The organism is Pseudomonas sp. NPDC090201 (assembly GCF_044746825.1).
Classification (GTDB): domain Bacteria; phylum Pseudomonadota; class Gammaproteobacteria; order Pseudomonadales; family Pseudomonadaceae; genus Aquipseudomonas; species Aquipseudomonas putida_AD.
In genome coordinates this window covers 535,922-549,233 of record NZ_JBIVCX010000002.1, presented here as the reverse complement: position 1 = coordinate 549,233, position 13,312 = coordinate 535,922, and the positions used below count along the sequence as shown (strand labels likewise).

Here is a 13,312-nt window from a genome sequence, read left to right as displayed (position 1 = left end):
CGGGGCGTGTTTTATTTTTTACGGGGCTGTTGTGTAAAAAAATGAACAAGGCTAAGCTCGTTTGCAACCCATAACAGCAATAATACCGGGGGTCACATGTCTCGCCTTCCGCTGATCGGCGTCACCGCCTGCACTCAGCAAATCGGCTCGCATGCCTATCACATCAGTGGCGACAAATACGTCCGCGCAGTTGCCGTCGCTGCCAAGGGCCTGCCGCTGATTCTGCCGTCTCTGGCAGAGCTGCTCGATCCTGCCGACATACTCGCGGCGGTCGATGGCCTGCTCTTCACCGGTTCTCCATCCAACGTCGAACCCTATCACTATAGTGGTCCTGCCAGCGCGCCGGGGACTGCTCATGATCCTGCACGCGACCACACCACCTTACCCCTTATTCGTGCCGCTGTGGCCGCCGGCGTGCCTGTGTTGGGCATTTGCCGCGGTTTTCAGGAGATGAATGTGGCGTTTGGTGGCAGTCTTCACCAGAAGGTTCACGAGACTGGAACGTTCATGGATCATCGTGAACCGGACAACGAACCCGTTGAAATTCAATATGCTCCGAGCCATCCGATGCACATCGAGCCCGGTGGCGTGTTGGCGGGTCTGGGGCTGGGTGAAGAAATTCGTGTCAATTCAATTCATGGACAGGGCATCGAGCGTCTTGCACCTGGTCTGCGAGTCGAGGCGAAAGCTCCGGATGGCTTGATCGAAGCGATCTCCGTTCCTGCGGGCGCGGCTTTTGCTTCATCTGACGTGTTTGCACTGGGCGTTCAATGGCACCCGGAGTGGCAGGTCACGCAGAACCCGGACTATCTTTCAATCCTGCAGGCATTTGGCGATGCCTGTCGAAAGCGTGCGATACAACGCGACGCGCAAGCGTCAAAGAACGCCTGATCGCCATGACGACGACCAGGAACTGAAACCCCTGAGGTATTTATGAGTACCAACCTCGACCAGCTCACCGATTGGTTGAAAGAACACAGGATTACCGAAGTCGAGTGCCTGATCGCCGACCTTACCGGTATCACTCGCGGCAAGATCGCTCCGACCAACAAGTTCATTGCCGAAAAGGGCATGCGCTTGCCGGAGAGCGTATTGCTGCAGACCGTGACCGGCGATTACGTCGAAGACGACATCTACTACGAGTTGCTGGACGCCGCAGACATCGACATGTTCTGCCGTCCTGACCAGAACGCGGTGTATCTGGTGCCCTGGGCCATCGAGCCTACCGCGCAGGTGATTCACGACACCTACGACAAGCAAGGCAACCCTATCGAGCTGTCGCCGCGCAACGTATTGAAGAAAGTGCTGCAACTCTATGCAGACCGTGGCTGGAAGCCGATCGTGGCGCCGGAGATGGAGTTCTACCTGACCAAGCGCAGCGAAGACCCAGACTACCCGCTGCAGCCACCGGTTGGCCGTTCGGGCCGCCCGGAAACCGGTCGCCAGTCGTTCTCCATCGAGGCGGCCAACGAATTCGACCCGCTGTTCGAAGATGTCTACGACTGGTGCGAATTGCAGCACCTGGACCTGGACACGCTGATTCACGAAGACGGCACCGCGCAGATGGAAATCAACTTCCGTCACGGCGACGCGCTTTCGCTGGCCGACCAGATCCTGGTGTTCAAGCGCACCATGCGTGAAGCCGCGCTCAAGCACGACGTGGCCGCCACCTTCATGGCCAAGCCCATGACCGGCGAGCCTGGCAGTGCGATGCACCTGCACCAGAGCATCGTCGACATGGAGACCGGCAAGAACATCTTCTCCAATGAAGACGGGACCATGAGCCAGCTGTTCCTGCACCACATCGGTGGCTTGCAGAAACTGATCCCCGAGCTGTTGCCGCTGTTCGCGCCGAACGTCAACTCGTTCCGCCGCTTCCTGCCCGATACCTCGGCGCCGGTGAACGTGGAGTGGGGCGAGGAAAACCGCACGGTCGGCTTGCGTGTACCGGATGCTGGCCCGCAGAACCGCCGTGTGGAAAACCGCCTGCCGGGCGCCGATGCCAACCCGTACCTGGCCATCGCCGCGAGCCTGTTGTGCGGCTATATCGGCATGGTCGAGGGTTTGAATCCGAGCGCGCCAGTCGTGGGCCGCGGTTATGAGCGCCGCAACCTGCGCCTGCCGCTGACCATTGAGGACGCGCTGGAGCGGATGGAAAACAGCAAGACCGTCGAGAAATACCTGGGCAAGACGTTTGTCACCGGCTACGTCGCGGTCAAGCGCGCCGAGCACGAAAACTTCAAGCGTGTGATCAGTTCGTGGGAGCGGGAATTCCTGCTCTTCGCCGTCTGAAGATCACAGGCGCCGCCCGGCCTTCGCGGGCCAGCGGCGCCGACACGCGATACACAGCTAATGGAGTGGTTCATGAGTTCCAACAACCCGCAGACCCGCGAATGGCAAGCCCTCAGCAGCGACCATCACCTGGCGCCATTCAGCGACTTCAAACAGCTTAAAGAGAAAGGCCCGCGCATCATCACCAACGCCAAGGGCGTTTATCTCTGGGACAGCGAAGGCAACAAGATCCTCGACGGCATGGCCGGCCTGTGGTGCGTGGCCGTGGGTTATGGCCGCGACGAACTGGCGGACGCCGCCAGCAAGCAGATGCGCGAGCTGCCTTATTACAACCTGTTCTTCCAGACTGCCCACCCACCTGCATTGCAGTTGGCCAAGGCGATTGCCGACATCGCCCCAGAAGGCATGAACCACGTGTTCTTCACCGGTTCCGGCTCCGAAGGCAACGACACCGTGCTGCGCATGGTTCGTCACTACTGGGCGGTGAAGGGCAAGCCTTCGAAGAAAACCATCATCAGCCGCATGAACGGCTACCACGGCTCCACCGTGGCGGGCGCGAGCCTGGGTGGCATGACGTACATGCATGAGCAGGGCGATCTGCCGATTCCCGGCATCGTTCATATCCCGCAGCCTTACTGGTTCGGTGAAGGCGGCGACATGACCCCGGATGAGTTCGGCGTCTGGGCTGCCGAGCAACTGGAAAAGAAAATTCTCGAAGTCGGCGAAGACAACGTCGGTGCATTCATCGCCGAGCCGATCCAGGGTGCAGGCGGCGTGATCGTACCGCCAGCCACCTACTGGCCGAAGATCAAGGAGATCCTGGCCAGGTACGACATCCTGTTCGTGGCCGACGAGGTGATCTGTGGTTTTGGCCGCACCGGTGAGTGGTTCGGTAGCGATTTCTTCGACCTCAAGCCTGATCTGATGACCATCGCCAAGGGCCTGACCTCCGGCTACATCCCCATGGGCGGCGTCATCGTGCGCGATGAAGTGGTCAAGGTGCTGAACGAGGGCGGTGACTTCAACCACGGCTTCACCTACTCGGGCCACCCGGTGGCGGCGGCGGTGGGTCTGGAAAACATCCGCATCCTGCGTGACGAGAAGATCGTGGAGCGGGTCAAGTCGGAAACGGCACCATACTTGCAGAAGCGTTTGCGCGAGTTGAACGATCATCCGCTGGTGGGTGAGGTGCGTGGCGTCGGTTTGCTCGGGGCCATCGAGCTGGTCAAGGACAAGGCAACTCGCAAGCGTTACGAGGGTCTTGGTGTAGGCATGATCTGCCGCAACTTCTGCTTCAATAACGGGCTGATCATGCGGGCAGTGGGCGACACCATGATTATCTCGCCACCGCTGGTCATCAGCTTTGCCGAGATCGATGAGCTGGTGGAAAAGGCACGCAAATGCCTGGACCTGACCCTTGAGGCACTTCAGAAGTGAAGTCCGAAACGGTCCACGTGTAGGAGCGCGCTTGCCCGCGACGGCGTGGGGTCATTCAACGTTTTGGGTGGCTGACACACTGCGGTCGCGGGCAAGCGCGCTCCTACAAAGGTTCGATGTGTTGGCGTGCAGATGAAATCTTTGAAAGTTATGCAACATGGCGGGCAGGTGCGCTTGTAAGGCCGCCCAGGAAATTGCCAGACTAACGGTTGTTTTAGTCGCCGCTAACATAAAAACACTGGAGCTGTACGAATGAAGAAATTTGGCAAAACCCTCCTCGCGTTGTCCATGATGGGCGCAGTGGCTGCGGCCGCTCACGCCGATGACAAAGTTCTGCACGTCTATAACTGGTCCGACTACATCGCACCGAACACCATTGCCGATTTCGAAAAAGAATCCGGCATCAAAGTGGTGTACGACGTCTTCGACAGCAACGAGACTCTGGAAGCCAAATTGCTGGCTGGCAAGTCGGGCTACGACATCGTTGTGCCATCCAACAACTTCCTGGCCAAGCAGATCAAGGCCGGTGTTTACCAGGAGCTGGACAAGTCCAAGCTGCCCAACTACAAAAACCTGGACCCTGCACTGTTGAAAGCCGTGTCCGTCAGCGACCCTGACAACAAGCACGCCTTCCCGTACATGTGGGGTTCGATCGGTATCGGCTACAACGCCGAGAAGGTCAAGGCTGCACTGGGCGCCGACGCCCCGGTCAACTCGTGGGACCTGCTGTTCAAGCCTGAAAACGCCGCCAAGCTGAAAGCCTGCGGCGTGAGCTTCCTGGATTCGCCGACCGAAATGCTGCCAGTGGCGCTGCATTACCTGGGCCTGCCAACCGACAGCCAGAAGAAAGAAGACATCGAGAAAGCTGAAGCGCTGTTCAAGAAGATTCGTCCTTCGGTCACCTACTTCCACTCCTCCAAGTACATCTCGGACCTGGCCAACGGCAACATCTGCGTAGCCGTGGGTTACTCGGGTGACGTGTATCAGGCCAAGGCCCGTGCTGAAGAAGCCGGTGGCAAGATCAAGGTCAGCTACAACATTCCGAAAGAAGGTGCGGGTAGCTTCTACGACATGGTCGCCATTCCAAAAGACGCAGAAAACGTCGACGGCGCCTACAAGTTCATGAACTTCCTGCTGCAACCGAAGGTGATGGCTGAAATCACCAACGCCGTTCACTTCCCGAACGGTAACAAGGCTGCGACCGAGTTCGTTGACAAGGAAATCACTTCCGACCCGGGTGTGTATCCACCTGCCGATGTCCTGGCCAAGTTGTACGCCATCGCCGACCTGCCGGCAGCGACTCAACGCCTGATGACCCGCAGCTGGACCAACATCAAGTCGGGCAAGTAAGCCTGATCGCATGTGCCGCTTAATCGCGGCACATGCGCCAACTGTAGGAGCGCGCTTGGTCTGGGCCGCATCCGGACGATTGCGGTGTATCAGACGCCAAAGATGTTGAATGAACCGACGCCGTCGCGGGCAAGCGCGCTCCTACAGGCGGGTGTAAGAAAAAATTCTTTTTGCGACAAGGGTTTATCGAAGGTAAGTTGCGCGCCGGATTTGTTTCAGGCGGCCACGGCTGCCCTCGGCACGGGCAACAGGCCCAACTACTGAAAAGGACTGCAAACGTGTCTATTTCTTTATTTTCCAAAGGCTTGCTGCTCGGAGCCGGCCTGACGCTCGCCGTCGGTGCTTACGCGGAATCCACTGTCCGCATTTATAACTGGTCCGATTACATCGGCACCACGACCCTGGCGGACTTCGAGTCCACCACCGGGATCAAGACCAAGTACGACGTCTTCGACTCCAACGAAACCCTGGAAGGCAAGCTGCTGGCCGGTCACACCGGTTATGACGTGGTGGTGCCCTCCAACCACTTCCTTGGCAAACAGATCAAGGCCGGTGCGTTCCAGAAGCTCGACAAATCGCAACTCCCCAATTATTCCAACCTCGACCCCGAACTGATGAAGCGCCTGGAGAAGAACGATCCGGGTAACCAGTACGCCGTGCCGTATCTGTGGGGCACCAACGGCATTGGTTACAACGTCGACAAGATCAAGGAAGTGCTGGGCGTCGACACCATCGATTCGTGGGCGGTGCTGTTCGAACCCGAGAACATCAAGAAGCTGCAGAAGTGCGGTGTGGCGTTCCTCGATTCGGCAGACGAAATGATGCCCGCAGTCCTGAACTACATGGGCCTGAACCCCAATAGCACCGACGAGAAAGACTACAAGAAAGTTGAAGACAAGTTGCTCAAGGTCCGTCCTTACGTGACCTACTTCAACTCCTCCAAATACATCACGGACCTTGCCAACGGCGACATCTGCATCGCGGCCGGCTTCTCCGGCGACGTGTTCCAGGCCAAGGCTCGCGCCGAAGAGGCGGGCAAGGGCGTGAACATCGCCTATTCGATTCCCAAAGAGGGCGGCAACCTGTGGTTCGACATGCTGGCGATCCCGGCCGATGCCCCGGATGTCAAAGCCGCTCACGCCTTCATCAACTACATCCTCAAGCCTGACGTGATCGCCAAGGTCAGCGACCAGGTGGGATACGCCAACCCGAACCCGGCTTCGGGCGAACTGATGGATCAGGAAATCCGCAACGACGAGGCGGTGTACCCACCGGCCGACGTGCAGAAGCGGCTGTACGTCAACTCCGAGTTGCCACCGAAAATTCAGCGCGTCATGACGCGCAGCTGGACCAAGATCAAATCCGGTAAATAAGACCAGGCGCCCGGCCGTAGTGGCCGGGTGCAAAAACAGTTGGGAGTTTCACCCATGGCAGTTGCCTCCGGCGCCTACAAAAAAGCCCTTGAGGGTGGTCAGCAACCTAAACAGGTGCTGGTCAAAATCGATCGGGTCACCAAAAAGTTCGACGAGACGGTTGCTGTGGACGATGTGTCTCTGCAGATCAACAAAGGCGAGATCTTCGCCCTGCTTGGCGGTTCTGGTTCGGGCAAGTCCACGTTGCTGCGCATGCTGGCCGGTTTCGAACGGCCTACCGACGGGCGCATTTTCCTCGATGGCGTCGACATCACCGACATGCCGCCGTACGAACGTCCGATCAACATGATGTTCCAGTCCTACGCGCTGTTTCCACACATGACCGTGGCGCAGAACATCGCCTTCGGCCTGCAGCAGGACAAACTGCCCAAGGCCGAGATCGACGCCCGCGTGGCCGAGATGCTCAAGCTGGTGCAGATGACCCAGTACGCCAAGCGCAAGCCGCACCAGCTTTCCGGTGGTCAACGTCAGCGTGTGGCACTGGCCCGCTCACTGGCCAAGAAGCCGAAACTGCTGCTGCTCGATGAGCCCATGGGCGCACTGGACAAGAAACTGCGCTCGCAGATGCAACTGGAGCTGGTGGAGATCATCGAGCGCGTCGGCGTGACCTGCGTCATGGTGACCCACGACCAGGAAGAGGCCATGACCATGGCCCAGCGCATCGCGATCATGCACCTTGGCTGGATCGCCCAGATCGGCAGCCCGGTGGACATCTACGAGACCCCGACCAGCCGCCTGGTCTGCGAATTCATCGGTAACGTCAACCTCTTCGACGGCGAAGTCATCGAGGACATGGAAGGCCACGCACTGATCCGCAGCCCCGAGCTTGAACGCAATATCTTCGTGGGCCACGGCATCAGCACCTCGGTGGAAGACAAGCAGATCACCTACGCGATTCGTCCGGAGAAACTGCTCATCACCACCGAGCAGCCGACCTACGAATACAACTGGTCGCGCGGCAAGGTCCATGACATCGCTTACCTGGGCGGTCACTCGGTGTTCTACGTGCAACTGGCCTGCGGCAAGCTGGTCCAGTCCTTCGTGGCCAACGCCGAACGCCGTGGCGCGCGCCCTACCTGGGATGACGAAGTCTACGTGTGGTGGGAAGACGACAGCGGCGTGGTACTGCGCTCATGAAAATCCGAAAACTCAAACGCACCCTGCAACGCATCACGCCCAATGGCCGTCAGGCGGTCATCGGGGTTCCTTTCCTGTGGCTGTTCCTGTTCTTCGCGCTGCCGTTTCTGATCGTTATCAAGATCAGTTTCGCTGAAGCCGACGTCGCGATTCCGCCGTACACCGAGATCTTCTCCTACGCCGAGCAGAAGCTCGACATCGTGCTCAACTTCGCCAACTACGCGTTGCTGACCGGCGATGACCTGTACATCTCGGCGTACCTGGGCTCGTTGAAGATGGCCTTCTTCAGCACCTTGCTGTGCCTGCTGATCGGCTATCCGATGGCCTACGGCATTTCCATTGCCCGTAAGGAAATGCAGACCGTGCTGTTGCTGCTCATCATGATGCCGACCTGGACCGCGATCCTGATCCGCGTCTATGCCTGGATGGGCATCCTCAGCAACAACGGTCTGCTCAACGCCTTCCTGATGTGGCTGGGCGTCATCAGCGAGCCGTTGCAGATCCTCAACACCAACCTCGCGGTCTACATTGGTGTCGTTTATTCCTATTTGCCGTTCATGATCCTGCCGCTGTACGCCAACCTGGTGAAGCACGACCAGAGCCTGCTGGAGGCTGCATCGGACCTGGGTTCGAGCACCTTCAACAGCTTCTGGAAGATCACCGTGCCACTGTCCAAGAACGGCATCATCGCCGGCTGCATGCTGGTGTTCATTCCGGTGGTGGGCGAGTTCGTCATTCCTGAGCTGCTGGGCGGCCCGGAAACCCTGATGATCGGTAAAGTCCTGTGGCAAGAGTTCTTCAACAACCGCGACTGGCCGGTGGCGTCTTCGCTGGCGGTGGTGATGCTGTTGATCCTCATCGTGCCAATCATTCTGTTCAACCGTAGCCAGGCCAAAGAACTGGAGGGCAAAGCATGAGAAGCTTCCGATTCTCGAACCTGATGCTGGTGCTGGGCCTGATCTTCATCTACGCCCCGATGGTCATCCTGGTGATCTACTCGTTCAACGCCTCCAAGCTTGTGACGGTGTGGGGCGGCTGGTCGGTGAAGTGGTACGTGGGCCTTCTGGACAACACCCAGTTGATGAGTGCCGTGATGCGCTCGCTGGAAATCGCCTGCTATACGTCCATCGCCGCAGTGGCCCTGGGCACCATGGCCGCCTTCGTGCTGACCCGCGTGACCCGCTTCAAGGGCCGCACGTTCTTCGGCGGGCTGGTGACGGCGCCGCTGGTGATGCCTGAGGTGATTACCGGTCTGTCGCTGTTGCTGCTGTTCGTGGCGATGGCGCAGATGATCGGCTGGCCGCAGGAGCGTGGCATCGTCACCATCTGGATCGCCCACACGACGTTCTGTGCGGCGTATGTGGCGGTGGTGGTGTCGGCTCGCCTGCGTGAGCTGGACATGTCCATCGAAGAGGCTGCGATGGATCTGGGGGCGCGTCCGTGGAAGGTGTTCTTCCTGATCACCATCCCGATGATCGCACCGTCGCTGGCGGCGGGCGGCATGATGTCGTTCGCCCTGTCGCTGGACGACCTGGTATTGGCGAGCTTCGTGTCCGGCCCGGGTTCGACGACCCTGCCGATGGAAGTGTTCTCGGCGGTGCGCCTGGGCGTGAAACCCGAGATCAACGCCATTGCCAGTCTGATCTTGCTGGCGGTGTCGATCGCGACCTTCCTGGTGTGGTTCTTCACCCGCCGCGCTGAAAACGCCCGCAAGCGTGCGATTCAGCAGGCGATTGAAGAAGCAGCGGCTGATGGCTGGAAACAGCCGGACGTACGCCGCGCGCCGGCGCCGGAAGCGGCTTGATCTGAAGTCAGGTTGGCCACCATCGCGTGGCCAACCCTGTAGGAGCGCGCTTGCCCGCGACTGCGGAGTGCCTGCCAGATCAATGTTGGCTGACACTCCGCCGTCGCGGGCAAGCGCGCTCCTACAGGGATGGTGGTGTGTCAGATGCTTGGATGTTGGCTGACACTCCGCCGTCGCGGGCAAGCGCGCTCCTACGGGGATGGTGGTGGGTCAGGTGCCTGGATGTTGGGCTGACATTCCGCCGTCGCGGGCAAGCGCGCTCCTACAGGGGTTGTGGTGTTATCGGGGCGGCACCAACCTCAACACCTCCCTGCTATTCCCTGCCACATCCCCCTCACTGAACCGTTCTGGTCTGTACTGTCCGGTGACGTAGGCCTGTGCCTGATCGGCGTAGTGCTTGTCGAACAGCACGCCGCTCTGGCCCACCGGGTTGATGCCCAGCGCATGGGCGGGGTCGGCGAAGTCGATCAGGCGGCGGGTCGAGGGGCCGTAGGTCACTGGCCACGGCGCCGTGGTGATGCTCGCTGAGAGGTTGTTCGGCACTTCATGGGTGCCGGGGGCGGCGAAGGGGCCGACGTTGAACAGCATGTCCAGCGGCGGCTGGCGGCCCAGCGGGTGTTCGTGGGTCAGGGTGTGCGCCTTGCCCCAAGTCCATTCCTCGGGATTGAGGCCGTACAGGGATTTGAGATGGGAAACCGCCGCGTGCCAGGCAACCTTGACCGTGTGGTCGCGGCTCTCCGGTTCATTGGAGTTGCGATTGTTCCACCACGGCGAGTGTTCGTCGGCGGCAAGCCTGGGCAGCGCCATGTCGATGACACGTGTTGAAATCAGCGTCGAGAACAATGCGTCGCCCAGTTCGTCGCGGAAGGTCTGGTCGCAGAGGTTGAACAGGAACTGGTTGAACAGCGTGGCACCGACCGAATCCACCGGATAGTCGCCCTTCCAGGTAGCCAGGCGTTCGAGCAGGTCATGCTCTTCGGGGTCGCTGACCACACGACGCAGCACCGGCAGCAGAGGCTTGAGGATCTGCTCGGCGTAGTCGGTCCGGGTGCCCAGTTGCAGCGTCTGGCTGTTGTCCAGATTCCACTTCACGCTGTTGTCGCTCAGTTGCCTGTCCAGCTGACGGCCGCGCTCGGCCAGGTTGTAGTAGCCGGGAATCTCGATCCCGAGGGGCGATACCGGCTGGAAGTTGGCCGAAACGATGTACCCGCGCGCCGGGTTTTCTTCCTGCGGGTTGGCGCTGAAGGGGTAGAAACCGTCCTTGTCGGCCTGATCGCTACTGCCGTCGAGGATGAACGCCGGGTTCACGCCCTCTGGCCGCTTGGGCAGTTGTGCGGCGGCCCACCAGCCGATGTCCCCGTGGGCGTTGGCGTAGACCACGTTCAGGCCCGGAGAATGAATCTTCTCGGCGGCGCTGCGCATCTTGTCTAGGGTGTCGGCGCGGTTGGCCTCATAGAAACCCTGCAGGATCGGGTTCTCGGATTCCAGGAATGACCACCACATGGCGACCGGCGTGTCGGCGTGCTCCTGAATGCCGCTGGCGGTCAGCACGTCATTGACGATCGGGCCGTGGGGCGACTGGCGCAGGGTGAAGCTGATCGGCGACTGGCCCTTGACCTTGATCTGATCGATGCGCGAGGTCATGTCGGCCCAGGCGCCGTGGTACATGACCTGATTGGGGTTGTCGGGGTTGACCTTCTCGGCGATCAGATCGACGTCGTCGTTCTGGAACATGGTCAGGCTCCAGCCGAAATCCATGTTGTGGCCCAGCAGGGCGAAGGGGTTGAGCGCCTGGAAATGGCCGTACAACTCGAAGCCCGGGGCCGACAGCTGCGCCTCGTACCAGACCGCCGGCACCGAGAAGCGGATATGCGGATCGCCGGCCAGCAGGGGTTTGCCGCTCTGGGTGCGGCTGCCCGACACTGCCCAGGCGTTGCTGCCTTCGAACTGTGGCAGGCCTGCGTCTTCGAGGGCCTGCTGGCTGAGCAGGGCCAGGTCACCCAGGCCTTTCCAGTCCTTGCTGGTCAGCGCCGGCGAGGGGTGCAGGGCGCCCTCGGGTTGCCAGTCCAGATCCAGGGTTTTCAGGTAGTCCGCGCCCAGTTGATCGCGTACGTAGGTGAGCAGGGGCTCGGTACGAAAGGCGGCGGCGAAGCTGTAGGCCAGGTAGCCGCCGATGCTCAGGGTGTCTTCTGCCGTGAACGGGCGCTTTTCGATGCCCAGCACGTCGAACTCGATGGGGCGAGGGTGAGTCGCCTGGAACTGGTTAACGCCGTCCAGATAGGCTTGTAGCGCCTTCCAGGCAGGTGTGTTCTTGTCCTGGCGGGCGACGTAGGCGTCAGCGTGCTCGCGGATGCGCAGGCTGCGGAACAGTTTGTCGGTGTTGACCAGTTTGGGCCCCAGCACCTCGGCCAGCTCACCACGGGCCAGGCGGCGCAGGATTTCCATCTGGAACAGCCGGTCCTGAGCGTGGACATAGCCCAGAGTGCGGTAGAGGTCGTCCTGATTCTCGGCCTTGATGTGGGGCACGCCGCGCTCGTCGTAACGCACGGTGACCGGCGCCTGAAGCTTTGGCAGGGCGATCTCGCCATCGCGTACCGGTTGCTTGCCGTGGATGTACCAGGCGCCGCCACCTGCAATCAGGACGACCACAAAGGCAATGACGGAAAGGCTGCGTTTCATGCAGAGGCTCGAAAGATCGTTGGGAAGGCGAAAGGCTACAGATTTGTCGCGGGGCTGTGTAGCAGCACTGTGCGCCACAGCCTGTAGGAGCGCGCTTGCCCGCGATGGCATGGTGTCAGTCGACGTATGGGTTTCAGACAGGCCGCAATCGCGGGCAAGCGCGCTCCTACAGGTGTCGGGTTGTGTCAGGTGCTTATTGCATTAAGCTCAGCCCACGCCCTCAAGAGTCTTGAACCATGCGGATTTCCTCCCTCGCCCTGACGCTCCTGCTGGCCCTGTCCTGCACCCAGGCCCTTGCCTTCACCGCGCCCAAGCCTGGCGACATCGTCGAGGTCAGCCTCGAGCAGGTCCATCCGACCCAGGCGGTCATCGGTTTCGATCAGGTGTATTACAAGCTCGAACGCTTCGCCAAGGATCGTCAGAAGCTCTTTGACGAAATCTGCGAGAGCAACGGTCAGGATGAGGCCTGGCGCATCGGCGAGGCTGCCGATCCGCTCAAGCCCGAGAGCTTCGCCTGCAAGGACGAGCCCAATGCCCATCCCCAGGACATGAAGACCGTGGTGGTCGGCCCCGGCGGGCAGTTCTACCTCACCGACGGGCACCACACCTTCAGCGCATTGTGGGAGCAACCCGGCGCCGGGCCGCAGATGAAAATGAAGGTGCGCATCACCGACGATTTCAGCGACAGCGCCGACCTGCCGACCTTCTGGAAGCGCATGCAGCAGGCGCACAAGGTCTGGCTCAAGGATGGCAACGGCCAGTCGCTGGCGCCCGATCAGTTGCCTGCCCATGTGGGGTTGAAGTCGATGCAGAACGACATCCTGCGCAGCATCGTCTACTTCGTGCGCGGCGCGGCGTACGACAAACCCAAGGCGGGGGATGTGTCGCCGGAGTTTCTCGAATTCTATTGGGCCGACTGGCTGCGAGGGCGGCTGGTGCTGGCTGACTTCAATCTGAGCGAGCGCAGCGGCTACCACCGTGCGCTGGAGGCGGCGAGCGACCTGATGGTGGAGCCGCCGGTGAGCAAATCAATCGGCGGCGGCATGAGCGCGAAGCAGTTGGGGGGATTCAAGTCGGTCAAGCACAAGGCGCTGAGCAAGACGGCCAGTGAGAAGCTGCCCTACGTGATCGATTACAAAGACACCCATTGAGTCGCCCGTAGCAGCACGGCTTGCCGGCG

General features: G+C 60.4%; 10 protein-coding genes. 9 read left to right on the top strand and 1 reads right to left on the bottom strand.

The annotated features are described in order from the left end of the window. Positions 1-96: 96 nt before the first annotated feature. The 8 genes from ACIPOO_RS08590 (at position 97) to ACIPOO_RS08555 (ending at position 9,453) form a co-directional block, all read left to right on the top strand. Entirely contained in the window at positions 97-891 is a 795-nt protein-coding gene (locus ACIPOO_RS08590; protein ID WP_400605881.1) for a gamma-glutamyl-gamma-aminobutyrate hydrolase family protein, read from the top strand. Between the two features lie 42 nt (positions 892-933). After that, entirely contained in the window at positions 934-2,292 is a 1,359-nt protein-coding gene (locus ACIPOO_RS08585) for a glutamine synthetase family protein (RefSeq protein WP_274133150.1), read from the top strand. Between the two features lie 72 nt (positions 2,293-2,364). Next, the gene (locus ACIPOO_RS08580; RefSeq protein WP_400605879.1) at positions 2,365-3,729 is read left to right on the top strand and encodes an aspartate aminotransferase family protein; all 1,365 of its coding nucleotides are present in this window, start codon (positions 2,365-2,367) and stop codon (positions 3,727-3,729) included. Positions 3,730-3,981: 252 nt separating this feature from the next. Next, a complete protein-coding gene (locus tag ACIPOO_RS08575) occupies positions 3,982-5,079 on the top strand; it encodes a polyamine ABC transporter substrate-binding protein (RefSeq protein WP_274133148.1) in 1,098 nt (365 codons plus the stop codon). Between the two features lie 278 nt (positions 5,080-5,357). Continuing rightward, positions 5,358-6,452 carry a polyamine ABC transporter substrate-binding protein gene (locus ACIPOO_RS08570; RefSeq protein WP_400605876.1) on the top strand — a complete coding sequence of 365 codons (1,095 nt, stop codon included), beginning with the start codon at positions 5,358-5,360 and terminating at the stop codon, positions 6,450-6,452. 54 nt (positions 6,453-6,506) lie between these two features. After that, on the top strand, positions 6,507-7,649 hold the full coding sequence (gene potA / locus ACIPOO_RS08565; RefSeq protein WP_400605874.1) for a polyamine ABC transporter ATP-binding protein: 1,143 nt from the start codon (positions 6,507-6,509) through the stop codon (positions 7,647-7,649). Further along, on the top strand, positions 7,646-8,566 hold the full coding sequence (locus ACIPOO_RS08560) for an ABC transporter permease subunit (RefSeq protein WP_400605872.1): 921 nt from the start codon (positions 7,646-7,648) through the stop codon (positions 8,564-8,566). The genes potA and ACIPOO_RS08560 overlap by 4 nt, the downstream gene beginning before the upstream one ends. Continuing rightward, positions 8,563-9,453, top strand: coding sequence for an ABC transporter permease subunit (locus ACIPOO_RS08555; RefSeq protein ID WP_274133144.1), 891 nt, complete (start codon positions 8,563-8,565; stop codon positions 9,451-9,453). Before ACIPOO_RS08560 ends, ACIPOO_RS08555 begins: the two co-directional genes overlap by 4 nt. Before the next feature lie 279 nt (positions 9,454-9,732). On the opposite strand, the gene ACIPOO_RS08550 is transcribed toward ACIPOO_RS08555, so the two are convergent. After that, positions 9,733-12,132, bottom strand: coding sequence for a penicillin acylase family protein (locus ACIPOO_RS08550; protein ID WP_400605870.1), 2,400 nt, complete (start codon positions 12,130-12,132; stop codon positions 9,733-9,735). A 236-nt stretch (positions 12,133-12,368) separates the two neighbouring features. Here ACIPOO_RS08550 and ACIPOO_RS08545 point away from each other — a divergent pair, with 236 nt between their 5' ends. Continuing rightward, positions 12,369-13,283: a ParB/Srx family N-terminal domain-containing protein gene (locus tag ACIPOO_RS08545; RefSeq protein WP_400605868.1), complete on the top strand. Its 915-nt coding sequence runs from the start codon at positions 12,369-12,371 to the stop codon at positions 13,281-13,283. The last annotated feature ends 29 nt before the right edge of the window (positions 13,284-13,312 follow it).

Bases quoted from the DNA above. Each gene is read 5' to 3' on its own strand.
- ACIPOO_RS08590 (WP_400605881.1), top strand. From the start codon at position 97: ATGTCTCGCCTTCCGCTGATCGGCGTCACCGCCTGCACTCAGCAAATC.
- ACIPOO_RS08585 (WP_274133150.1), top strand. From the start codon at position 934: ATGAGTACCAACCTCGACCAGCTCACCGATTGGTTGAAAGAACACAGG.
- ACIPOO_RS08580 (WP_400605879.1), top strand. From the start codon at position 2,365: ATGAGTTCCAACAACCCGCAGACCCGCGAATGGCAAGCCCTCAGCAGC.
- ACIPOO_RS08575 (WP_274133148.1), top strand. From the start codon at position 3,982: ATGAAGAAATTTGGCAAAACCCTCCTCGCGTTGTCCATGATGGGCGCA.
- potA (WP_400605874.1), top strand. From the start codon at position 6,507: ATGGCAGTTGCCTCCGGCGCCTACAAAAAAGCCCTTGAGGGTGGTCAG.
- ACIPOO_RS08560 (WP_400605872.1), top strand. From the start codon at position 7,646: ATGAAAATCCGAAAACTCAAACGCACCCTGCAACGCATCACGCCCAAT.
- ACIPOO_RS08555 (WP_274133144.1), top strand. From the start codon at position 8,563: ATGAGAAGCTTCCGATTCTCGAACCTGATGCTGGTGCTGGGCCTGATC.
- ACIPOO_RS08550 (WP_400605870.1), bottom strand. From the start codon at position 12,132: ATGAAACGCAGCCTTTCCGTCATTGCCTTTGTGGTCGTCCTGATTGCA.
- ACIPOO_RS08545 (WP_400605868.1), top strand. From the start codon at position 12,369: ATGCGGATTTCCTCCCTCGCCCTGACGCTCCTGCTGGCCCTGTCCTGC.